Here is a 21,576-nt window from a genome sequence, read left to right as displayed (position 1 = left end):
ACCGCAGGAACGGCGCTTTCTTGGGGCGAGTTACTTCACAACGAGGTTGACCATGCGGCCCGGAACGTAAATCTCCTTGACCACGTTCTTACCCGCGGTCAGCTCGGCGATGCGCTCATCGCTCTTTGCCACGCCCACGACGGTGGCTTGGTCGGCGTCGGCAGGCACCATGACGCGGGCCTTGACCTTGCCGTTGATCTGCACCGGAACCTCAATCTCGTCGTCGACGAGGTACTTTTCTTCGAACTCCGGGAAGGCCTCATAGGTGATGGTCTCCTCATGGCCGAAGCGCTTCCACAGCTCCTCCGCGATGTGCGGGGCAACGGGGGAGACCAGCTGGACCAAAGGCTCCACCGCCGCGCGCGGCGCGCCCTTCGGATAGGCCTTGGTCAGGTAGTTCACGTACTCAATGAGCTTGGCCACCACGGTGTTCAGGCGCAGGTTCTCATAGTCATCGCGCACACCGGCGATGGTGCGGTTGAGGTGCTTCAAGTCATCCTCGGAAAGCTCTGCGTCCGTCGTGCACAGCTCGCCAGAGTTCTCGTCGACGGCTAGGCGCCACAGGCGCTGCAGGAAACGCTGCGCACCGACGACGTCCTTGGTGGCCCACGGGCGGGAGGTATCCAGCGGGCCCATCGACATCTCGTAGACACGCAGGGTATCGGCACCATAGTCGCGGCAAATATCATCCGGGGCCACGGAGTTCTTCAGGGACTTGCCCATCTTGCCGTACTCCTGGTTGACCTTTTCATCCCCGTAGTAGAACGCGCCATCGCGTTCTACTACCTCCGCGGCCGGGACGTAGACGCCGCGGGAATCGGTATACGCATAGGCCTGGATGTAGCCCTGGTTGTACAGGCGGCGGTAGGGCTCCTTGGAGCTCACGTAGCCCAGATCGAAGAGGACCTTGTGCCAGAAGCGGGCGTAGAGCAGGTGCAGCACGGCGTGTTCAACGCCACCGACGTAGAGGTCAACGCCACCCGGGTCGTTAGCGCCGTGCTCTTCTGGGCGCGGGCCCGTCCAGTAGCGCTCGTTTTCCAAGTCGCAGAAGATCTCGTCATTCGTCGGATCGATGTAGCGCAGCTGATACCAGGAAGAACCTGCCCACTGCGGCATGACGTTGGTATCGCGGTAGTAGGTCTGCGGGCCATCCCCAAGACCCAGGTCCAGCTCCACCTCGACCCACTCGCGAGCCTTGGCCAGCGGCGGCTGCGGGGAGGAATCAGCATCATCCGGGTCGAAGGAGACCGGCTTGTAGTCTTCTACCTCCGGCAGCTCGATAGGCAGCATCGACTCCGGCAGCGGGTAGGCCTGGCCGGCCTCGTCATAGACGATGGGGAAGGGCTCGCCCCAGTAGCGCTGGCGGGCAAACAGCCAATCACGCAGCTTGTACTGGATCTTCTCGTGGCCCACTCCTTGTTCCTCTAGCCACGGGATGATGGCGGCGATGGCCTCATCCCTGGGCATGCCGTTGATGTCCAGGGAATCGTTGGCGGAGTTTACGGCCTTGCCGGACTCCGTGTAGGCCTCCTTGGTGATGTCGCCGCCAGCGACTACCTCAGTAATCGGCAGGCCAAAGACGGTAGCAAACTCGTAGTCACGGGTATCGTGCGCTGGGACCGCCATGATGGCACCGGTGCCATAGCCGGTCAGAACGTAGTCCGCGATGAAGATCGGGACCTGCTTGCCGTTGACCGGGTTGGTGGCATAGGTACCCAGGAAGACACCCGTCTTTTCCTTGTTCTCCTGGCGCTCCAGGTCGGACTTCGCGGCAATGGAGGCGCGGTAGGCCTCTACGGCCTCCTTCGGATCATCGTGGCCGAAGGTCCAGCGCTCATCCACATCATCCTCGTAGGGGATGGGGGAGAGGAGGGCGTCGACAAGCTCGTGCTCCGGAGCCAGCACCACGTACTCCGCGCCGAAGAGAGTATCCGGGCGGGTGGTGAAGACGTCGATGTTGTAGCCCTCGGCGTGGAAGCTGACCTCCGCACCACGGGAGCGGCCAATCCAGTTGCGCTGCATGGACTTGACCTTCTCCGGCCAGTCCAGAAGCTCCAGGTCATCGAGAAGACGGTCGGAGTAGGCAGTAATGCGCATCATCCACTGCGACAAGTTCTTGCGGAAAACCGGGAAGTTACCGCGCTCAGACTTGCCCTCTGCGGTGACCTCCTCATTGGCCAGCACCGTGCCCAGGCCCGGGCACCAGTTCACGGTGGAGTTGGACAGGTAGACCAGGCGGAACTCATCGAGTGCCTTGCGCTGCTCTTCCTTACTCAGATCTGCGTAGTAGCGGCCGTCCTTGGTAGTGCGCTTGCCCACCTCAAGCTCCTTGATGAGCTCAGAAATCGGGCGCGCCTTCTGCTGCTCCTCATCGAACCAGGAGTTATAAATCTGCAGGAAGATCCACTGCGTCCACTTATAAAACTCCGGGTCAGTCGAGGCCACCGAGCGGCGTGGATCATGACCTAGGCCGAGAAGACCCAGCTGGCGGCGCATATTCTTGATATTCGCCTCCGTCGTGGTGCGCGGGTGCGTACCCGTCTGGATGGCGTACTGTTCTGCCGGCAGACCAAAGGCGTCATAGCCCAGCGTGTGCAGGACGTTCTTACCCAGCATGCGTTGATAACGCGCGTAGGTATCCGTAGCGATATAGCCCAGTGGGTGGCCCACGTGAAGGCCCGCGCCGGAGGGGTAGGGGAACATGTCCTGAATGTTCATCTTCTCCGCGGGGAGCGCCTTGCCCTCCTCCGCGAGCGGCCCAACTGGGTTCGGCGCATTAAAGGTGCCGTTATCCTTCCAGTACTGCTGCCAGGCACTTTCAATCTGCGCGGCGAGCTCCGGCGTGTAGCGGTGGGTGGTGTTATCGCTCGGGTTAGTCATGGTTAGACAGTGTAGTCACCGCACGGACATCTCCCCAGTTAGACCCAGCCGGACCGTATTCCTGTTCTGAGGCATGGTAGTAACTAGGTAGCCTGCGCCGTCGCTTCAATCCGTTCAAGGCGCTTGCGTAGATCGACAATGACGTCGGTTTTGTTGTGAAAAATGTCGATGACGGAACCCTCTTCATCAAAGGGCGGCTGGAAGATCTCCTCGTAGGCCACACCACCGTTGTGAACCAGCACATCTACCAGCATCTTGATAAAGCGTATTTGGGCAGCATTGAAAGACGTATTACTGAGCAGGTCTGCAAACTGCTCCCGGACTGCCGCCTCGTCAAGGCCCACCAAGCGGCGGATGAAGGCAGGAATACTGTCTCCACCCATGCGTTCCCGCAGCTTGTCGACGCTTTCCGTGGAGCCCCCACTTCCCCCGCCTGCCTGGGCTACCATCGCCTCCAGCGCTGCGACGTCCTCTGCGTTAAGCGTCCGTGCACTGCGCAATTTGATCATCGCCAGGTCGTTGGCATGCTCCTGCAGCAATTCGCGCAGGCGTTGCTCCAGTTGGGTGGGGTAGGAACCGGTGCCGGGCAGCCGCGCCGGCATCTCATCATCAATCGTGAGCTCACCCATCTCATCTTGGATGTCGAGGGTGACGGCGTTGCGCTTTCCCTTGGGCACAAACTGAATGAGCGAACGCATGCCGATGCGGATGGTCTCGAGGTCCTCGACCGTCACGTTATTCCACCACTCCGGATCGAGCGCGCGCTCGAGGAAGGACCGCCGTTCGGCCACCATGGGGATGGTGGAACTCACGGCCATGAGGTCATTCGCCATCCTCTCGACTCGTTCGCGCAGTGCCGCGAACTCCGGGCTGTGGTCGAGCAGCCCCACCTGGAGCTTCAAAATCACCAGGTCAAAGCGCTTAGCTGTCTCAGAGTCCTTCATCGTGTCCAGCGGCAAGTGCGCAATATGGCGGCGCAGCTGCTCAGCCTTCTCTTCACTTAGCTCATCCCACGCAGAGCGTTCGCGGTATCGCAACAAGGGTTCCTTGTCGCTGGGGCGGACCATGATGTGGCCTAGCGGTATAGACGCCGCCGAGCCGTGAAGGGAATCAGCAAGCTCGGCGCGCATCTCTGGGGCCGTAGCGTGCTTATCCAACTGAGCAAGCAACCCCACGCGGGCATCAAAGAGCTTTTCCGACAGCGACCGTGGTCGGCCCGTGGCCGATTCACGGGCTTCACCCTTAAAGAACTCGTCCACGTTGCCGCAGAAGTCGAAGATGAGGAAGTGCGTCTTGTCCATCCCCGGGCCGAAGAGGTCCGGGCGCAGTCGCGTCCCTCGGCCCACCATCTGCCAGAACTTGGTGGGGGAGTAGACAGGTTTGAAGAACACAAGATTGACCACCTCGGGCACGTCCACGCCGGTGTCAAGCATGTCCACCGAAATCGCGATGTTGACGTCCCCGTCCGGATCTGCGAAGTCGTCCAATGCCGACTGCGCATACTTCGTGTGCGTGGTAATCACGGAGGCTCCAGTGCGCGAATACTCCGGGAACGTAGCGTCAAAGACTTGCTTGATGAGCTCCGCGTGACGTTGAGTCCGGGCGAAGATGATGGTCTTGCCCAGTTGGTCGCCGCCCACGCGGATCCCGTTCTCCACCACGGTTTTCAGGACCTTGCGTATGGTGTCCTTGTTGAACAGGTAGCGGTTAATCTCCGCCGAAGAAACCTGACCAGGCGGATCCAAGCGCCCGCCGTCCTCATCGGTACCCCAGTCGGACGTGTCCCATGCCAGCTGTTCCTCCGGGGAAAGCTCGTCATAGGACATGCCCCGCCGCAGGAAAAGCGAGTCCTGCCGAGCCGTCTTGAAGGGAACAAGATTTCCGTCTGCCACGGCCTCATCAAGTCCGTACTCAAAGGACGGAGTCTTATCCTCCATCTCAAAGAGTGCATACGTGTCATGGTCAATCTCGCTCTTCGGCGTCGCCGTCAACCCCACTACGTAGGCATCGAAGTACTCCAAGATCCGCTTGAAGCGGTTGTACACGGAGCGGTGAGCCTCGTCCACGATGATGAGGTCAAAGTCGAAAGGCCCGAACCTTGCCGGCTTGTCACCGTCATCCCCGATGAGATTCATCATCGTGTTGTAGGTGGTGACATACACATCACCCACCTGCTCAGGATTCTTGATGAGGTTCACGGGCGTGGACTCCGCGTACATGCTCACAAAGGCCTTGTGCGCCTGGTTGACCAAGGCAGTGCGGTCCGCCAGGAACAGCACCTTGCCCACCCAGCCGGCCTGACGCAACAGCTTGGCGGTGGCCACGGCCACACGCGTCTTACCAGTTCCTGTTGCCATGACCAGCAATGCTTGGCGACGCCTCCGCGCCTCCAACGTCTCCGTCACCGCACGGATGGCCTCGAGTTGGTACGCACGGGCGCCGCCGCCAGCAATGTCCGTGTCTACCGGCGTCTCGCTCAACAGGGTGCGCATGGTGCGCCGGCCAATCATGCGGCGCAATTGCTGCGCGGTGGGGAAGCCCTCCACCTCGCGGGCGGGATAGCCCGCACCAGAACCAGGAAGGTTGGCCGCATCATCGATCAGGTCGATGTGATAACCATTAGTGCACAACATGACAGGCCGTATTCCGTATTCGCGCTCGATGCAGTCCGCGTACAGCTTCACCTGGTGGGAGCCCACGCTCATGGACTCCATGGACTTCTTCGCCTCGATGACGGCCAACGGTGTGCGGTCATCATCCCACAGGACATAGTCCGCATAACCGACACCGGACGTGTTAGGCATGCCGTGTAGCTCAAGCTCCCGGGTGACGGAGTCACCACTAAAACCGGCCACTTCCAGCATCGGGTCAATGAGCTGTCGGCGAGTCTCGGCTTCACCGATCGCCAAAGGCGCATCAGGCTGTGCTCCCGCCCCGGCGCGCTCAGCCGCGGCCGCTTCCTGCTCGGCTAGCTTCGCCTCAAGCGCCTCAATTTTGGCAGCAAGCTTCTCTTCTACCTGCTGTGCAGCCGCACGCTCTGCTTCGGCTTGTTCCTGCGCATCGGCGAGATCCGCCTTCGCGCGAACCTCCGCACTCCGCCGCTTGAGCTCGAACTGGGCCGCCTCACGAAGACGCTTCTCCTCCGCATCGCGGGCAGCTTCCCGCGCCTCATCGAGCAGCAGCCGGTTTTTCTTTAGCTCCTCATCCTGCTGCGCCAGCTTCTTGAGGTACGCGGCGGTCTGCGCTTGGGAGCGCCCAGCAACGTGGATGCCAGAAGCATCAGCTGCGCTCTGGCCCAGCAGGCTGGTATCAAAAGTCGCTTGCGGGCCCGGCGCGGCCTTCGGGTTAGCCGAGTGATAACGCACCGCCCACGCCATAAGGTCATACAAATGCGCTACCACTGCCCGCGCCTTCTGCGGGGTGGCCGGCGCTTGCTTGCCCTCCATGTCATCGGCGTGCGCGGCGTCATTACCGCTCTTACGCAAGATGGTCATCTTGCGCAGAATGGTCTCGTTCTTCACGCACTGAAGGAAACCACGGTCCCTGGTCATCTCCGCCAAGCTGAGATACCGAGTATCACCTAAGCTCCGGAATGCCCAGATGTGGTTCACCACCCGCTCCAGTACCTTGCGCGCATAGAAGCAGGAAATCACCGGATCCGCATCCACGAACCGCTCTACCTTCAGACACTCCTCATACGCCGTGGGCCAGACGTAGCGCACAAAACCGAAATTGCTGCTGCGGGTAGGTCCGCCTGAAGCGGCACCGCGGGAATCATGGGGTGGAGTAGGAGCATTCATTTTGGTGTTCCGACTTTATTAGGTAAATCTTTAACATCACAGGGTGCTGACAACACGGGCCGACATCACGTCTAGCTTAAAGGTTAATTCCGCCTCATCAATGCCAAAATAACACTTTCACCACACCGGGAAAGCCATCATCGGGCTTCACTTATCGCACTCGCCACAAATGCCTTCGAGCCTCAGACGTGAACCCTGGGAGATTCAATCGCTCGAGACTGCCTAGAAGTTCCTTTAGTTGTACGGGTGGATAACGCAAGGCATGAGCTTGTCGGACAAGGCAATCTAAGACTTCATCTGGATCGAGATCTAGTTGGTTGAGCAGGAATTCATCCGGTGTCTGCACATCAATGCCAAATCGCTGGAGCTCATCCCGCGGAAAGTCTTTGACGTTGAACGTGACAATGACATCCGCCCGACCTTGGATGGCAGCTGCCAGGACATGCGCGTCATCAGGATCTGGCAAGGAAACTACGCTTTCGAGTACTTCCCAGTCGGTGATATTGGCGTCTTCAAAGAAGTCTCGCATCACGGCTATTCGCCGCTCGACGGACTCCGGCGAAAGTTCTGGGTGAATCCTTTTCACCGCAAGCTGCGTTTCCTCCAGAATCCGGTCGCTCCATAGTGGGCGATAAAGCCCAGCTTCCGCTAACGACAGGAAGGTATCTGCAAGCGATATCGGCACCAACGTGCACGCATCAAGAAGCGCTGAAAATTTAGCCACGCCGCGCCTTCTTTGCCACTTCCTTACGGGCATCCTTGAGGATCTGCGCAATGTCAGCTGCGTCTGCGGCATTTACGTCATAGGCCCCGGCAGCTTGGGCCTCAGACGCTAGCTCTCGCAGTGCTTTACGACGTTCAGTCCGCTGCTCATCCCGGTACTGCAGTAAGTCAACGAGCCGAACTCTCCTATGCCTGCCTCCTGAGGGACGCTCGAACGCTATCGACCCGTCCTCAAGTTTTTTCACCAGAGTCGGCCTACTAATGCCCAGAAAATCTGCTGCTTCCTGCGTCGTGAGCAACTGGTCTACGGGCGCAAGGGTAATGGCCTTTCCTTGTCTCATCGCCCGGACAACGTCTGCCAGCACGCTAAATGCTTCTTCGGGCAGATTTACCGTCTGTCCGTCAGGCCCCACAAGCGCAGCAGGTCCCTCCAGCTGGTCCAAGAACCTGCTCACGTCGAGCATTGCTTCTAGGTCGTGCGGCGGGAGTGTCGTATGAGGGCGATTCCGTACGTCAGTCATGAGACCATCATATAGCAATTCGAAATATTCGAAAGGCATCTTCCCGCCAAACGTTACAACGGGACCTCAAAGAGAACTATTCAGAGAGCTTTAACCGTGACATCCTGGTCGCAGCGCTTTGCGCTTTCACGCCCGACTCCATAAGCAAGCGCGATAGAGGTACTCCTGACATAAGCCATACATGCGCTTCAACCACTGCGATGGTCAACGTATGTGCGTCAAATGCCGCCTGCCATTCATTATCCTTTATTTGTGCAGCGTGCGCGACACTGTTCCTCATTGTTGTTTGGTAACGGAGCCACTGCTTAAGCCCTTCCGGCAAAAGGTGATTTCTCAGCTCCTCTGGCAGACGCATGTAAAGGTCGAGCAATCGGAGCTTAAAAGTTGGCCGCTTTGTTTTATCCTTCCTAAGTTCATAGGCCTCACCCTGGGGAAACAGCGCCTCAAACTTAGATTCGGATTCTGGTGAGCAAGTGCCAAAAACTTGGGTATGGAAAGCCTCCGCAAGAACTCCGCTAAGCAGGATTTTTGATTCCAAAAACGACTGGCCAGTCTTCAACTCGATAAGTAGACCGAGCAGACGTGAGCCATCTGCGGCGAACTCTAGCCACTTGCTCCAAACCGTTAGAAATTCGTCGATTCCGAGGAAAAAAGCGAATTCATCACTGAGCCGTCCGCTGGCTCGAATTTCCGCTGCTGTCCTCCTCGATTGAATAAGCTCGACCGACTCTTTTGTCTTACCTTCCCCTTCCAAAGCGCAGTATATTGAGTAAACTTCAGCATTTTTCCCTCGAACTAACGTCAAAATCCGAGACAGATCTCGACTAATCTCGAGCACTCGCCGAATACTAGCTTTTTCCGAAAAAGAATGACTAAGAGCTACCGAGTTAGTGGCAGTTGCAAAGTATTCTTTTCTTGAGTGCTCGAGTACTGGGGCGTGCGTCACTACCTTGAGCGAGGCGTCCGAATCATTAAGTTGAATCTTCCCTAAAACAGCCGACGCAGGGCCCCACTCACCGATAACAGTAAAGCTTCGCTTTCCCTCAGAGTCAGATTCTCTCGTCACTTCAAGGCGTCGACTATCTTCAACCAGCAGGTGCAAGTACTCCGCCGCGAAAGATGCTTCACAGATGCAAAGCTCATCTTTGCTCTTCACGTGAGCGCCCCAAACCAGAAGATCACCTTTATAGGCTGCCTCTTGATACCTTAATCCGTAGGTTGCCTGTCTTTTGAGCTCAAAATCAAAGAGGGTCACCTTGCGCCCCTCAACTACGCCCCAAATTGCCGGGAAATGACCATCAGCAGGACCGATCATGGCTACCTCAACTCCTGGCGTGAATTTGGATTCACCGAACCCTTTGTGTTCGTACATTTCCCGAAATGCACCCCCAGGCAAAAGCAGCTCAAACCCCTCAAGCGGGGCATATTTCAGTACCCCTGGAATTTCCTCAGCGTCAGGCCCTATCGTCCACACACCCGACCAAATATCGGCTGCTTCGCCATTCGGTTCAGCCATATCTAGTTCCCTTACCTACTCGAAGTAATCCTCATCCACCTCAACCAGCGCCACAGTCCTCTTGACCTGCACGCCCACGCCGTAGCGGATCATCAGTTCCGCCAACCTGTCACCGTCGATTAAAACGACGCGTGACGACACCGCATCCGCATACTCTTGCGCCTTATCTGAAAAAGTCGCTGTAGTTAGGAACACCCCTCGATCCGCCTGCGCCCCCTGCAGCGCACCCACGAATCCCTGAATAGCCGGTCGGCCGATGCTCTTATCCAACGCATACCGCTTAGCCTGCACGTAAATGCGAGACAGCCCCAGCGCATCCTGGTCAATAATTCCGTCGATTCCACCATCATTGGATAACTGCGTACGCGTGGCCTTGCCCTGCGTTCCGCCATATCCCATGGCCATGAGCAAGTCCAGCACTGCCTGTTCAAAGAACGCCGGCTCATTGTCGTGCAACCGAGTCAGCAGCTCACCAGCCACGAATTCGTTGTTGCGTGACACGCCGGTTTCCACTTGCTCTACCGGGTCTAACTCGCTCTCAGCCTCTGGAAGTACGCTTTGCTTATCAGCGCTTACCTCGTCCCCAGCCTTACGCCCAGGATTCCGGCCCCGCCACGTTAGCGCCGCTTCCGTACCCGCAATCTCTCCCAACAGCTGCTTTTCCGTTAAGCCGGATGGATAGCGCTTTAAAAGGTCACGGCCAAAGTCTGTAATTTGAAAGCGCGCCCGTGCCGGTGAAGTAATGGCGTTCGCTTTCTTAAGGAATGTCAACGCCCACCCAACACGGTTTTCAAAGCGCGACTGCCCCGACGCAATGGTCTCAAGCCGCTCGTCGTCAGTAATGCCCGCATAAGACGCAGTTAACTCGATGAGCTCCCGACGTCGAAGCTCAGCTCCATTCGCATTAAGAGCTTCCAACACCGAGGTCAAGTAAGCTTCCCATCTTTCGACAGCCATTAGAGTTCTCCTTGGAATGCGCGGGTCGATAGAACTTGAAAGAGCTTTGCCGAAGCCGCTTGCCTTCTGCGAATCTGCTCCTGCATGTCTCTAATCTGTTCCAACACTCGTCGTACTTCGAAACCGAATTCACCGCTAGGATCAGGAATCTCAAGTTCCTTTAAGTGACGAAAGTCCAATTTCTTGGTGCCGTGGGCCGAAGTTGAAACTTTGGAAAGTAGTTCCATTTCTTTAAGTTTGACCAGATGGAAAATGACGTCACGATCCATACTTTGGTTAGGTACAAATGCCTTCAAATCTTGATTGACTGTCGCCTCGCCAGGAATGCAGCTCATTGGTAAGCGGTGTGCAAGAGACATTCCTCTTAGAGAAAAGGCAATGGATGGCTCTCCAATTAGCGATGCCGATGTTTCCTCAAGCGCACGATCGGTTATCCGCTCTTCAGACTCGTCAACTTCCCCAAACTTCAAGTCCTTCGTTGTAAACCAGTAAACGCCACCGCCCCAGAATTCAGGATTCTTCTTAGAAGGCGTCATTCCGCCTCGGAAGGTACCCAATTCCGAAAGCTTCACCCCCGGAACACTCTGCGAGCGTGTCGACAACCAACTGGAAGTCATCGTGCTCAAGAGAGTTCCTGCTTCGTCGGACTGATTAGTCTGTACCCTCGCCTCATCCAAAATCGTCGCGATGCGGCGCTGCTCGTCGAGGGGAGGGAGAGGGATGGTCAACTCTTTCAGCAACTTGAAGTGCCGTGAATATCCAAGATCTTGAACAGGGTGGGCCTTCAAATAGTAGTAAAGGAACTTCGGGTCGATTCCCTCAGCGGGCTTCAGGACTTTAACACCATCGGCCCCTGGAACAAACGCGAAATCTATATACTTCAATTCCCGCGTATGGTCACCGAATACGATATAGGGCGGAGATACCAAGGTCGGGATTTCATCGGTATATCCACAAATGAAGTTCATCGATTGATCAACAATGGGTGTTGACCCTACCTCTTCATAGGCAGACTTCGGGACCTTTTTAAGCCCCCTTGTCACATCGTCAAACGATTCCGAGAACGGCACCATCAGCCAGTCATGCTTTGCAGTGCTCGCCATGTTATTTCCCCTCGCTGAGCATGGCTTTGAGGTTCGCAAGGCCTTGAGTGATGTCGCGGTCGAGTTCTTCGATTTCGGCGATAATGTCCATGGGGTCGCGGGTTTCTTGTGCTTCGAGGACGATCTCCTTGTAGCGATTCATGGAGAGGTCGTAGTCGGCTTGGGCGATCTCCTCCTTAGGCACGGTGAAGGAGTAGTCGGTGCGGGCGCGCTCGCGCTCGTCGGTGGTGCGGGAGTGCCAGCGCGCAACCACGTCCGGAAGGTTGTTGAGCTTCAGCTGCTCGTCGGTGAGGATGACGGGAGTGGGAGCGCCGGCGAATGCGGGATCGTTAAGGTCCTGGATATGGGAAGCAGGGGAGGGGCCAAGCAATGGAGCGTCGAGAAGCGGAGTGCGCTTGTCATCCAGAGAGTAGCCATCCGCAGTGACTTCATAGAACCACACCTCATCAGTACCGCCGGAGTCCGTGCGGGTAAAGCACAAGACAGCGGTGGAGACGCCCGAGTAAGGCTTGAACACTCCGGAGGGAAGTTTGATGACGGCGTCCAGGCGCTGATCTTCAACCAAGATTTTACGAAGAGCCTTGTGCGCCTTGGTGGAGCCGAAGAGGACACCTTCAGGAACAATCACTGCGGCGCGTCCGCCAGGCTTTAGCAACTGCAGGAAGCGGTGAACAAAGAGGATCTCCGTCTTCTTGGCCAACGTCGCAGATTTGAGCTTGGGATCAATGGAGTCCTTATCCAGGCTGCCCGCGAAAGGCGGGTTGGCCAAGACAAGGTCGAAATCCTCAAATGTTGTGGGTAGCTTCTGCAGGGAGTCGTGGTGCGAGATGTTGGGCTCTTCAAAACCGTGCATGAACATGTTCATTGCGGCGATGCGCACCATGGTTTTGTCAAAGTCGAAGCCCGTCAGGCCCTTTGTGATGAACTTAGTTCGCGTGTCCTTGTTGTAAAGGTCCTCGCGATGATGCTGGACAACCCAATCATTGGCAGCAACCAGAAAACCTGCGGTGCCACACGCCGGGTCGATGATCCGCTGCGATGGCTTCGGCTCCATGAGCGCAACGAGGAGCTCAATGATGTGGCTGGGTGTACGGAACTGACCATTCGTGCCCGAGGTAGACAGCTTGTCCAGCATGTACTCGTACAAGTCGCCCTTCATGTCTTTGTTCGGAAAGTGCAACTGGTCAATGAGCTCCATGACGCGCGAGAGCGTGGCCTCAGATTCAATCTCAAAGGAGGCGTTAACCATGTGTCCCTGGAAGCCTATGCCGCCCATCTCTTTAATGAAGGGGAAGACCTTGGTGATGATGATGGCCTTGCGGCGGGCGATGTCACGGTCCTCGATGAGGTTGCGCCACCGCAGATCCTGCTGGCTCGCATCAAAGATGTCGTCCGTCGCGGTGGGATCTCCCAGCGCTCGGCGCTTATCAATCTGGACCTGACGCTCGTCCAAGTCCTTGATGAAGAGCAGGTAGGTGAACTGCTCGATGACGGAAACGGGGTTGGAAATGCCGCCGGACCAGAAGGTGTCCCAGATGCGGTCGACGTTGTTTTTGAGCGCGCCGGTAATCATGTAACTCAGGGTAGCTGTCGTGCGGAGCCATGCTGGCTATTAGCTCGCGGTAGGGGGACTGCCTCCGAATCTGCCCTACGCAGGGATCTAATACTAAACCTTCTTCACCACAGCAGGCTTGAGCTTCATCGCGCCAAAACCATCAATCCGGCAATCAATGTTGTGGTCTTCCTGGCCCGTTCCGGCATCGACGTTGAGGCGGATGCCGCGCACCTTGGTGCCGGCCTTGAGTGGCTGCTGAGCGCCCTTGACCTTAAGGGTTTTGGTGATGGTGACCGTGTCGCCGTCAGCAAGCGCGTTGCCCACGGAGTCGACGATGGTCAGGGCAGCAGCGTTGTGCCTGCAGTATCAGTCATAAGGAACAGTCTATCCCGCGTGCCGCAAAAAGATGATCCTTCTCTCATTTCTTTGATTGATACCCCGGTGGGGTATAGGCTTGGGTCAACACAATCGGACCCATTCGGAAGACTTATGAAACGCCTCATTTCTCTTGCTGCCGCCTGCGCCGCAGCCATCACCCTGTCCTCTTGCTCTACTGACAGCCCCGTACCGAGTGAAGCCTCGAAAAGCGCCGCTTCCAGCACCGACATCCAACAGGTGCCTGCCGAGGAGATCCTCGCCGAGTTCGATCTCGAAGGGTTGGATGGCCAGGAAATCGTGGACAAGCTGGACCGCCAGTCCAAGGACGAGCGCAATAGCGATCTCCTCGCATCCGTGCGCCCGAACGAGCTCATCCTCGCTACTGAACAGGGTCAGGCCTCCCTGCCGCTGCCGGAGGACAAGTTCTACCTCTCTATTGCGCCGTACCTCTCCCGTACGCACGACTGCTTCAACCACTCCCTGACCACCTGCACTGGTGAGCTTAGCCAGGAAGACATCCACGTCACCATCACGGATGATGAAGGAAACGAGCTGGTCAACGAGGACACGACGACGTTCGACAACGGCTTCATTGGCTACTGGCTGCCGGCCGACAAGAAGGGCACCATCACCATCGAGCAGGACGGCAAGACCGGCGAGGTCCCACTGGACACCTCCGAGGAGGGCGCAACCTGCATCACCACCCTGCAGATGGCCTAATCCGCTCATTCATTCACCACGGTGAATCCCACGTCCTGGGGGTTCACCGTTTGTCGTTTTATGGTGTCCACGCAGTGCTTGCCGACGTCAACAGTGTTCTGGGCAAGTCCCCATACGGCCACTCCCTGAAGAAATCTCCGAGCAGGCAATTGACCACAACAAGTCCGCTGGTGTCGTCAACTCTGTTCCTTTTAGCCACGCCACCCCGTCGGCGCCGGCTTCTTGGGCGCAGGCGTTGTGGCTGCCCTGCTCGGCGCCATCGCCGCATTCCTGCAGTCTGTCGGCGTGGTAAAGGCTGACTTCTCCGCTCTGCAGAAGATGTTCCGCTAAGCACTACAGCACTATGCACTAAAGGATGCGCTGAGCATTCAGCCCCCACGTAGGCCCTCCGCTTCGGAAGCGGAGGGCCTACTGCGCTTACTGGGAGGACTCCGCTAGGCAGTCGTACAGAAAATCCATCAGCGTTGTGGCGTCGTCCGCGCGGAAGAGCTCATCGAGGCAAGGTTGAACTCCAGTCGCCGCGCGTAGGGAATATTCAATGCGCTGTATCCATGACTCAGCAAGAGACCGGACGCCACTAGCCTGGCGGTCCGCTTATTCCCATCGAAATAGAACTGGCTACGCGTGGCTGAGCAGAAATAGGCCAACGCTTGCTCGACTGGGTTGTCAAGCCCTTGGAGGGAAACCAGCAAATCGGCATGGGCTTCACCCAATTCATCAGCAGGGTCGAAAGGGATGAACCCGCCATCCATGAGCCGCACTCCACCGCCGTCCCCCTGCGCGTCGCCTTCACCACGGAAAAGTCCGGCATCGAGCAACGTGCGGACTTCCGGGAGGGTAAACGTGTTTCCTTCCAGCGCGGCAGCATTCCACACCAAGTCAGGAAGTTGCTTGGTGAGTCGAAATAACCCGCGCTTGGTCCCCAACTCCGAAACGTGCGGCCGCTCATGGTGTTCCCAGCTCACTCGGCTCGTAGCTCTTCTCATCCCCTATGCCCCTCCCGCATGGTTTTCAGCGCACACATCAATAGCAAGCTGATGCGGTGACACGTAGTGTATTCCTAACTCTTTTCTTGCGCCCGTTAACTCTTCACCGGCGACGGGCACGAGGGTGATCCCTCCGGATACTGGCTCAGCACTGGCACGAATCCGCGTGGGTAATGAAGGCACGATGTCTGCTGGATTTGTGCACCAAATCAATGTTGATCGAGGTTCTCCTTCACCAGCGATATGCCCCGAGACTTGTTGAGCTGCAAAGGCACCCGACATCGCCCATGGTTGCCCGCTCGCATCAACCGCTGAGGCAAGCGTTATGGGATTCGCTGGTAAAAAATGGAGAGCGTCCTTGCGGCCGTAGGGGTTGGAGGCCCACGCGGCCCGTTCCATGAGAGCCTGGTAGCTGCCACCGACGGCCGCAGCGTCACCCCACTGCATAAAGCGGTCAATCCAGGCTTTAACGTCTGGTTCTTCGCTGCTGAGCTCCCCCAGGAGAACTCGGGCGGCTGTCGCGGCGGCGGCGTCGCTCATGTGGTGTACCTGTACGGAAACCTCGTATCCGAGCACGCGCATTACCTTCTCCAACCCGGCCAAGCTTGGTTGAGCTGCCCCACGCAACCACAGATTGAGCGTATTTCGCGACACTCCCGAGCGCCGCGAGATTTCGCTCAGGCTCAGCGGGCTTTTCTTGAGGAGTTGTACTGGGTCCATGGCCCTACTATAGCCAACTGTCCTATCAATAGGACACCTGTCCTACGGATAGGACAGTCAGGCCGCCTACCAGCGACATGGCAACACCACCCCGCCGTGTCCTATGATGAAGCAAATGAGCGCGGAGATTTATTCACTTCCCACAACGCCGTTGGTCACCACTGACCTCACCGAACAGGGTCCCCGGATTTCACTGCGCCGGGGGAGCAACATTCTCATGCTGGAGCTGCCGGCTACCTATCCTGAGGCAGATCTGTCTGATCCTCGGTGGGTGGTCAAGTCTCACTTCATCGATCGCCCCCATTCGGTGCGCGAATTCGCCACCGAAGAACCGCTGGAAGTCGGCATCCCTGGGCCTTTTACCCGCATCGAGGTAACCCTGCGCGATGGCGATGAGGACCTCATCGAGACCGTCACCTTCACCGGCATCACCGATGAGGCGCCGTTCATCGTCTATGACCGCACCACCCTCATCGCGCCGCAGGGCACGCTCGAGAACGCTGAGCCACTCGGCATCTGGGCCGGCTGGGAAGTGGGACCGCTACCGGATCAGGTGAGGGTACCGCAGAGGGAACCGGTGGACGTCGCCAAGCACGGCGATTTCGAGTGGGACTTCGACGTCGCCACCCTGCCCAACGCCCGAGGCCTCGACAACGAGCCCGTGTTCACCAAGTCGCCGCGCGTGCACCTCATTGCGGAAGGGGAGTGGCGCATCGATCTCACTTACGCGCCTCTCGGCGGCGAGCAGGAGGAGATTTCGGAGCAGACTTTCGACGCAGGCATCGCTGAGCCTTTCCCGGGTGACCTCTACGAAGACCCGTGGGTGGGGCGCTACAAGGTGTCGCTGTGGCACGACGAGCAGCTTGTCGACGTCCGCTTCATCTCCCTCGCCGAGGGCCTCCACATGCGCGCCACCAACGACGGTCCGCGCGGCATGGATTTCCGCATCATCGATGCCCTCGGCGCGCACTCAGCCTTCAGCTACACGCTGGCCTCCCCGCCAAAGAAGCCCATCGCACTGGAAAAAGGCCTGCGCACCTTCGAGGACACCGAGGTCTCTCGCCGCGAGGTCGTAGCCAGTGAGGCCGGCTATGAGCTGGAATTCGATGTTTGGCCCGAGGCCTTGTTTAGCCGCGTCAAGCGCATCGGCTTGGAACCCACTGAGCACTCCGATAAGCCAGTAATTTTCGCTGGCCAGCTCGATCAGGACGATATGTTCACCGTCCACTCGCCGCGCCCGCTGCCGCTGGCGAAGTTCGTCACCATCGACGGCCGCCAGAAAATCAAGGAGCTGGCGCGCACCTCGAAGACCACGCAGGCGGTCACCAGCCTCGCCGTCCCCAACGCCGCGCTGGCCAACGCCGTGCGCAAACAGCCAACGGCAGAGCTCTTCCTCATGTGGTCCACACTGTCCTACGAGGATTACCTGGACTCCCTCCCGGCTCAGGAGCGCGAGGCTCACCAGGCCCGCAGCTTGGAGCGGCGCATTGTCGAGTACGAAGCATCCGCATCCACCAGCCTGATTTACGCGGCGCTGGCAACCATCCGCAAGTCCCCCTTCGTCAGCCGTGGTCTGCTCAATGGCGATGAAATCATCATTGAACAGAACGCAGAACCGCAGGCAGATTTAGTGGGCTGGGCCTGGCCATTGGCCGAGCCCACCGTGGCACCTACCCAACTCACTCCCACTGAAGAGGGGTTTGAACTGCCCGCGGAGCTTGCTGAGCATGGCTCGCTGCTTGTCGACGTCCGCGAGCTTCGCGCCTCCTCCAACCTCGCCGCCCCTGCACGCCCCTCCAGCGCCTCCATTGTGATCACACCGGAAGGCTCACCGGCGGCGCTCGCCTCGAAGGACTGGACCCCGGAGCAGCTCTGGGACACCTTCCGCGCGCTCCACGTGCTCTCCCAGCGCAGCCCCAACCCGAAACTGCAGGCGATGTTCGACAGCACCATCGACCGCCTGCGCGCCCAACCGGAAGCCGCGGTCCACGCCCTGGCGCGCACCGGCGTCAGCGTGAACCAACAAGCCCGCTCGCTTGCGCGCACGCGCTTGTTCCACTCGCCACTGGAGGCCGCCGCCGAGTCCGGCGTCGATAGCTACCTGGATCTCCTCCTCGATCCCTCCGCCAGCGAGAACCCCGAGCTCACCGCCTTGCGCGAGTCCGGCGCAGATGGTCTGACCCGCCCGATGCTGCTCAATGCCGCGACCATTCACAGTCCCACACCGCCCGTCCATGATCTGATGGGGGAGGCCGGCCGCATCGCCGCGCTGCGCGAGTGCTTTGCCAACAACGGCGCCCTCGATGCGCTGGGCACCATCGAGCACCTGCGCAAGGACGCCACGGCACTGGCCTCGCTGGTGCAAAACGCGGGCGTTGACATGTCCGTCAGCCACACCCTCATCGCGTTGGGCGCCTTTGCCAGCGGTAACACTGCCGACGAGCTCAATGCCGCTGCCTGGATGCCCTATATTTCCTATGCCTTCGCCCTGGCCTCCCGCGCTGCGGCGAATGACATCATCATGGAAAGTCCCTTGCTCAAGGAGGACATGCCCATGCTTGCTGACGTCCTCCCCCTCGCCCCCCGCCTCTTCTTCTACGACCTCGTGACCGCGGAGGCGCTCTTCCACGATCGCGACATGTGAGCGCGTGAGGTGTGCCACAATAGGTGAGCATGAAGGTTATCTCCACGAACGTCGCTGTCCGCCGCCCCGAGCCGCATGGGCGACACGAGTACACGGGCATCGATAAGCAGCCACGCCCCTTCCTGGACCTGGAGATACCTGGGCCCAACTACGGTGACGGCTCCGGCGTGGTGGGGGATTCCATCGGTGACCACGCCCACCACGGCGGCGCTGAGAAGGCCGTGTATGCCGTCGCCCGTGAGGAGCTCGATTACTGGGAGGGCACGCTCAACCGCGTGCTGCGTGATGGCTACTTTGGGGAAAACCTCACCACCGAGGGGATTTCCTGGCCGAACATGCTGATTAACCAGCGAATTCAGGTGGGGGAGTGCGTGCTTGAAGTGTCTATCCCGCGCACGCCTTGTGCCACTTTCTCCGGCTGGATGGATGAGCCGGGCTGGCTCAAATCCTTCACGGAGCGCGGCGATTGTGGCTCCTACCTGCGCATCATCGAGCCTGGCCGCATCAAACCTGGCGATGAGATTACACTTATCGGCCGCCCCGACCACGACATCACCATGGGCATGGCCTTCGCGGCCAAGATGGGGGACAAGGAGCTAGCCCGACGCGTCGTGGACGCCGGCTGCCTCGCCCCAGTCCACCACGACCAGCTGGTCAAGCGCCTGCAGCCCCGCGACTAACTGCATTCCTTCTCCTCCACCTCCAACACTGCGCGGTGCAGCTATAGCCGCCATAGCTAACATTGAGCGCTTCAATGACAAAATTCTCATTGAGGTTGTCATTGATGTTCTCATTGCGCAGTTGACTTAGGCGACGGGCTTCGGCGTTTCCAGCCTCCACTGCATTTCCCCAGACCTGAAACCCGCAACCTGCAGGTCGGCGTCGCCAAGCGCTTGGCGACGCCCCACCACCCACCAGGAGGTTTCGGGATCGAGGTCTGGGGATTTGGCCGAGGTCAGCGCGGCCGGTCAGATGGGATTGTCATTGGCATTCTCATTGAGGCTACATTTCAGCCTTAAAGCCCGAATGTTTAAGAGTTATCTAGCACCTAAACCCCAATGAGTGGTTGGATAAGAGTTATCCAACCACTCATTGGGGTTTGACGAATGGATAGCCTCTACATGCCCCACTACGTTACCGAGAGCTGGATCCCCGAATCAGGCTCCGGCATTCCCCGGCGTGATAAGGCTGAAGGTCCTTTTCAGGCCTATGTCCCTGACCATCTTGTAAGTACGGCATGGACTTTCCCCAAAGCGCACCAGCCGGGCAGCGCGTATCAAGCGAGATATTTTGGGGCTCAACCGCCATGCGGCTTCAGGCCAGTTGGAGTCTGTGGCCCGCCTGCTCATGCGTTCTGAAGCTATTTCTTCCTCACGCATTGAAGGTATTGCACCCAACGTCGATAAGGTTGTCCTCGCGGAACTCGCCCAAGTAGAAGAAGTCCGCGGCTTTAAGGAAAAGCGCGGAAGAGGTTACCCGTAACCTTACCGTTCTGCGTTCCATTGAGAAAAGCTTTGCCACCGAACCGACAATCTCCATCGAGCTTCTTGAAAAGCTTCAAAGAGAGTTGATGGGGGAGAAGGGCTCCATTCCCACTGGACTTCGCACTATTCAAAACTGGACCGGTGGAAGTAACCACACACCCATTGGGGCCGAGTTCATCCCAGCGCCCCCACGCCTAGTCCGTGACCTCGTTGAAGACCTGTGCCTTTACCTAGATGGCGCTTAGCACGGTGCTCTCATCCAAGCCGCGATTGCTCACGCTCAATTCGAAACGATTCACCCATTTTCAGATGGCAACGGCCGTGTGGGCCGTGCTCTCATTCATGGGATTCTTCTGCGTCGCGGACTTACTGAATACACCATTCTGCCGGTAAGCCTCGTCCTCGGTACGCGGTCCAAATCGAAAGCTACCTGCCTTTTCGCACCATCGAGCGTTGTAAAATCCTCACCATGGAGCGCACGTATAAGTGGGAGCATGTCGAGACTCCCCTCATCCGGAACGAGGCCGCAGTTCATTTTTTAGGAGCCGGTTTGACCGCTTCCGGAGTGCAATACGGCGATGGATACGAGGCCACGTGGGAGCTGCACGCCGCGGAGAACTGGGTGACCGAACGTGTGTCGGTGAACGTTGAAGGCGACGGATGGGGGCGAAGCCTCGAGCTGTTTAGGTCCGAACAAGGCGTGTGGTCGGCGGAAACCAATGAAGAGGGCGCCCAGCCTGAAGATCTGGCCTCCCCCGGTATCGTCCAGTCAGCCGACCTGAAAGCCGCACTCGATTGCGATCTCGGCCTGTGCCCTCTCACCAACACAATGCCTATTCGTCGCTTGACGCTGCTTGAGACTCAGGTTCCGAAAACGCAGCTGATCATGGCTTGGATTGATATGCCGTCCCTCCAGGTGATCGCATCAGACCAGTACTACAGCTCCGTCGATGCTGAAACTGTCCGATACAAAAGCGGAACACGGGGAGTCGACGTCGAGTTGGAGGTCGACGGTGACGGAGTGGTCGTACACTACCCTGATCTCGCACGGCGGGTCTGATCCGGAAACAACTCTAACTACGCTGGGCGGTATGAACGACCTGACCATCGCGCCTGGCCCAGGGATCCCCGGGGGTCTGGTCATCGTCGCCGCCGACCTGACGGAGCGGTTCGCGAAGTCGTCGGGACCAGGCGGCCAAGGCGTCAATACTACGGACAGCAAAGTGCAGCTTTCCGTCGATATCGCTACGTGCTCATCGCTTTCCGACGCCCTGCGTCACCGCGTCCTTCACAACCTCGAGCACCGCCTAGACGGCACCGTCCTTACCGTTACCGCATCGACCCAGCGATTGCAGGTACGCAACCGCGCCGAGGCACGCGAACGCATGGCCGCCCTCTTGCGCGAGGCGCTCGCTCCGCCTCCTCCCCCGCGGCGCAGGACCAAGCCGACGCAGAGCTCGGTGCGACGCCGTCTCGAAGCGAAAAAGCGGCGCTCGGAACTCAAGTCCACGCGACGGCGGCCCCAAATTCCCTAGTTCGAACCATCCGCGTGCATATCCTCACGCAGACGGACCTGGTTCGGGTAACCG

The 21,576-nt window shown here is 58.5% G+C and carries 17 protein-coding genes and 1 pseudogene; 7 read left to right on the top strand and 11 right to left on the bottom strand.

The genetic code is table 11. From position 1 onward, the window contains the following. Nucleotides 1–30 precede the first annotated feature (30 nt). From leuS to HMPREF2896_RS00545, 9 genes and pseudogenes are all read right to left on the bottom strand, one after another. On the bottom strand, nt 31–2,880 hold the full coding sequence (gene leuS, locus HMPREF2896_RS00585) for a leucine--tRNA ligase (protein ID WP_070716877.1): 2,850 nt from the start codon (nt 2,878–2,880) through the stop codon (nt 31–33). Nucleotides 2,881–2,963: 83 nt separating this feature from the next. After that, nucleotides 2,964–6,680, bottom strand: coding sequence for a type I restriction endonuclease subunit R (locus HMPREF2896_RS00580; RefSeq protein ID WP_246823945.1), 3,717 nt, complete (start codon nt 6,678–6,680; stop codon nt 2,964–2,966). A gap of 151 nt (nt 6,681–6,831) precedes the next feature. Continuing rightward, a complete protein-coding gene (locus HMPREF2896_RS12255; RefSeq protein ID WP_210388726.1) occupies nt 6,832–7,404 on the bottom strand; it encodes a PIN domain-containing protein in 573 nt (190 codons plus the stop codon). Further along, on the bottom strand, nt 7,397–7,924 hold the full coding sequence (locus tag HMPREF2896_RS00570; protein WP_070716945.1) for an excisionase family DNA-binding protein: 528 nt from the start codon (nt 7,922–7,924) through the stop codon (nt 7,397–7,399). Before HMPREF2896_RS00570 ends, HMPREF2896_RS12255 begins: the two co-directional genes overlap by 8 nt. A gap of 76 nt (nt 7,925–8,000) precedes the next feature. Beyond that, nucleotides 8,001–9,440: an ApeA N-terminal domain 1-containing protein gene (locus tag HMPREF2896_RS00565; protein WP_070716869.1), complete on the bottom strand. Its 1,440-nt coding sequence runs from the start codon at nt 9,438–9,440 to the stop codon at nt 8,001–8,003. Between the two features lie 15 nt (nt 9,441–9,455). Continuing rightward, nucleotides 9,456–10,397: a restriction endonuclease gene (locus HMPREF2896_RS00560; RefSeq protein ID WP_070716865.1), complete on the bottom strand. Its 942-nt coding sequence runs from the start codon at nt 10,395–10,397 to the stop codon at nt 9,456–9,458. Next, nucleotides 10,397–11,500, bottom strand: coding sequence for a restriction endonuclease subunit S (locus tag HMPREF2896_RS00555; protein ID WP_070716861.1), 1,104 nt, complete (start codon nt 11,498–11,500; stop codon nt 10,397–10,399). The genes HMPREF2896_RS00560 and HMPREF2896_RS00555 overlap by 1 nt, the downstream gene beginning before the upstream one ends. A gap of 1 nt (nt 11,501) precedes the next feature. Beyond that, nucleotides 11,502–13,073, bottom strand: a complete 1,572-nt coding sequence (locus HMPREF2896_RS00550) for a type I restriction-modification system subunit M (RefSeq protein WP_070716859.1) — start codon at nt 13,071–13,073, stop codon at nt 11,502–11,504. Between the two features lie 93 nt (nt 13,074–13,166). Further along, nucleotides 13,167–13,391, bottom strand: a pseudogene (locus tag HMPREF2896_RS00545) (alkylphosphonate utilization protein); the annotation flags it as partial. A 153-nt stretch (nt 13,392–13,544) separates the two neighbouring features. Here HMPREF2896_RS00545 and HMPREF2896_RS00540 point away from each other — a divergent pair. Further along, the gene (locus HMPREF2896_RS00540; protein ID WP_070716854.1) at nt 13,545–14,153 is read left to right on the top strand and encodes a CueP family metal-binding protein; all 609 of its coding nucleotides are present in this window, start codon (nt 13,545–13,547) and stop codon (nt 14,151–14,153) included. 458 nt (nt 14,154–14,611) lie between these two features. Here HMPREF2896_RS00540 and HMPREF2896_RS00535 read toward each other — a convergent pair whose 3' ends face one another. Then, nucleotides 14,612–15,118 carry a Fic family protein gene (locus HMPREF2896_RS00535; protein ID WP_246823944.1) on the bottom strand — a complete coding sequence of 169 codons (507 nt, stop codon included), beginning with the start codon at nt 15,116–15,118 and terminating at the stop codon, nt 14,612–14,614. A gap of 24 nt (nt 15,119–15,142) precedes the next feature. Beyond that, a complete protein-coding gene (locus HMPREF2896_RS00530; RefSeq protein ID WP_070644799.1) occupies nt 15,143–15,859 on the bottom strand; it encodes a helix-turn-helix domain-containing protein in 717 nt (238 codons plus the stop codon). Between the two features lie 115 nt (nt 15,860–15,974). On the opposite strand from HMPREF2896_RS00530, the gene HMPREF2896_RS00525 reads away from it, so the two are divergent. From HMPREF2896_RS00525 to arfB, 6 genes are all read left to right on the top strand, one after another. Then, the gene (locus HMPREF2896_RS00525; RefSeq protein WP_246821794.1) at nt 15,975–18,503 is read left to right on the top strand and encodes a hypothetical protein; all 2,529 of its coding nucleotides are present in this window, start codon (nt 15,975–15,977) and stop codon (nt 18,501–18,503) included. Nucleotides 18,504–18,532: 29 nt separating this feature from the next. Next, a complete protein-coding gene (locus HMPREF2896_RS00520) occupies nt 18,533–19,183 on the top strand; it encodes an MOSC domain-containing protein (protein ID WP_070644803.1) in 651 nt (216 codons plus the stop codon). A gap of 610 nt (nt 19,184–19,793) precedes the next feature. Further along, nucleotides 19,794–19,985 carry a hypothetical protein gene (locus HMPREF2896_RS13010; RefSeq protein WP_246821810.1) on the top strand — a complete coding sequence of 64 codons (192 nt, stop codon included), beginning with the start codon at nt 19,794–19,796 and terminating at the stop codon, nt 19,983–19,985. Between the two features lie 259 nt (nt 19,986–20,244). Beyond that, nucleotides 20,245–20,529 carry a Fic family protein gene (locus HMPREF2896_RS13160; RefSeq protein ID WP_308607912.1) on the top strand — a complete coding sequence of 95 codons (285 nt, stop codon included), beginning with the start codon at nt 20,245–20,247 and terminating at the stop codon, nt 20,527–20,529. Next, entirely contained in the window at nt 20,457–21,047 is a 591-nt protein-coding gene (locus HMPREF2896_RS00510; protein ID WP_210388725.1) for a putative glycolipid-binding domain-containing protein, read from the top strand. Before HMPREF2896_RS13160 ends, HMPREF2896_RS00510 begins: the two co-directional genes overlap by 73 nt. A gap of 31 nt (nt 21,048–21,078) precedes the next feature. Continuing rightward, nucleotides 21,079–21,522: an alternative ribosome rescue aminoacyl-tRNA hydrolase ArfB gene (gene arfB, locus HMPREF2896_RS00505; protein WP_070716852.1), complete on the top strand. Its 444-nt coding sequence runs from the start codon at nt 21,079–21,081 to the stop codon at nt 21,520–21,522. Nucleotides 21,523–21,576 lie beyond the last annotated feature (54 nt).

It is taken from the genome of Corynebacterium sp. HMSC069E04 (genome assembly GCF_001813175.1).
In the GTDB taxonomy this organism is placed as follows: domain Bacteria; phylum Actinomycetota; class Actinomycetes; order Mycobacteriales; family Mycobacteriaceae; genus Corynebacterium; species Corynebacterium aurimucosum.
Note: the sequence above shows the minus strand (reverse complement) of the source record. Positions and strands in the feature narration are given on the sequence as shown.

What these genes read in the sequence shown, in the direction of transcription:
- leuS (WP_070716877.1), bottom strand. Translation starts at nt 2,880, where the DNA reads ATGACTAACCCGAGCGATAACACCACCCACCGCTACACGCCGGAGCTC.
- HMPREF2896_RS00580 (WP_246823945.1), bottom strand. Translation starts at nt 6,680, where the DNA reads ATGAATGCTCCTACTCCACCCCATGATTCCCGCGGTGCCGCTTCAGGC.
- HMPREF2896_RS00570 (WP_070716945.1), bottom strand. Translation starts at nt 7,924, where the DNA reads ATGACTGACGTACGGAATCGCCCTCATACGACACTCCCGCCGCACGAC.
- HMPREF2896_RS00565 (WP_070716869.1), bottom strand. Translation starts at nt 9,440, where the DNA reads ATGGCTGAACCGAATGGCGAAGCAGCCGATATTTGGTCGGGTGTGTGG.
- HMPREF2896_RS00560 (WP_070716865.1), bottom strand. Translation starts at nt 10,397, where the DNA reads ATGGCTGTCGAAAGATGGGAAGCTTACTTGACCTCGGTGTTGGAAGCT.
- HMPREF2896_RS00555 (WP_070716861.1), bottom strand. Translation starts at nt 11,500, where the DNA reads ATGGCGAGCACTGCAAAGCATGACTGGCTGATGGTGCCGTTCTCGGAA.
- HMPREF2896_RS00550 (WP_070716859.1), bottom strand. Translation starts at nt 13,073, where the DNA reads ATGATTACCGGCGCGCTCAAAAACAACGTCGACCGCATCTGGGACACC.
- HMPREF2896_RS00540 (WP_070716854.1), top strand. Translation starts at nt 13,545, where the DNA reads ATGAAACGCCTCATTTCTCTTGCTGCCGCCTGCGCCGCAGCCATCACC.
- HMPREF2896_RS00530 (WP_070644799.1), bottom strand. Translation starts at nt 15,859, where the DNA reads ATGGACCCAGTACAACTCCTCAAGAAAAGCCCGCTGAGCCTGAGCGAA.
- HMPREF2896_RS00525 (WP_246821794.1), top strand. Translation starts at nt 15,975, where the DNA reads ATGAGCGCGGAGATTTATTCACTTCCCACAACGCCGTTGGTCACCACT.
- HMPREF2896_RS00520 (WP_070644803.1), top strand. Translation starts at nt 18,533, where the DNA reads ATGAAGGTTATCTCCACGAACGTCGCTGTCCGCCGCCCCGAGCCGCAT.
- HMPREF2896_RS00510 (WP_210388725.1), top strand. Translation starts at nt 20,457, where the DNA reads ATGGAGCGCACGTATAAGTGGGAGCATGTCGAGACTCCCCTCATCCGG.
- arfB (WP_070716852.1), top strand. Translation starts at nt 21,079, where the DNA reads ATGAACGACCTGACCATCGCGCCTGGCCCAGGGATCCCCGGGGGTCTG.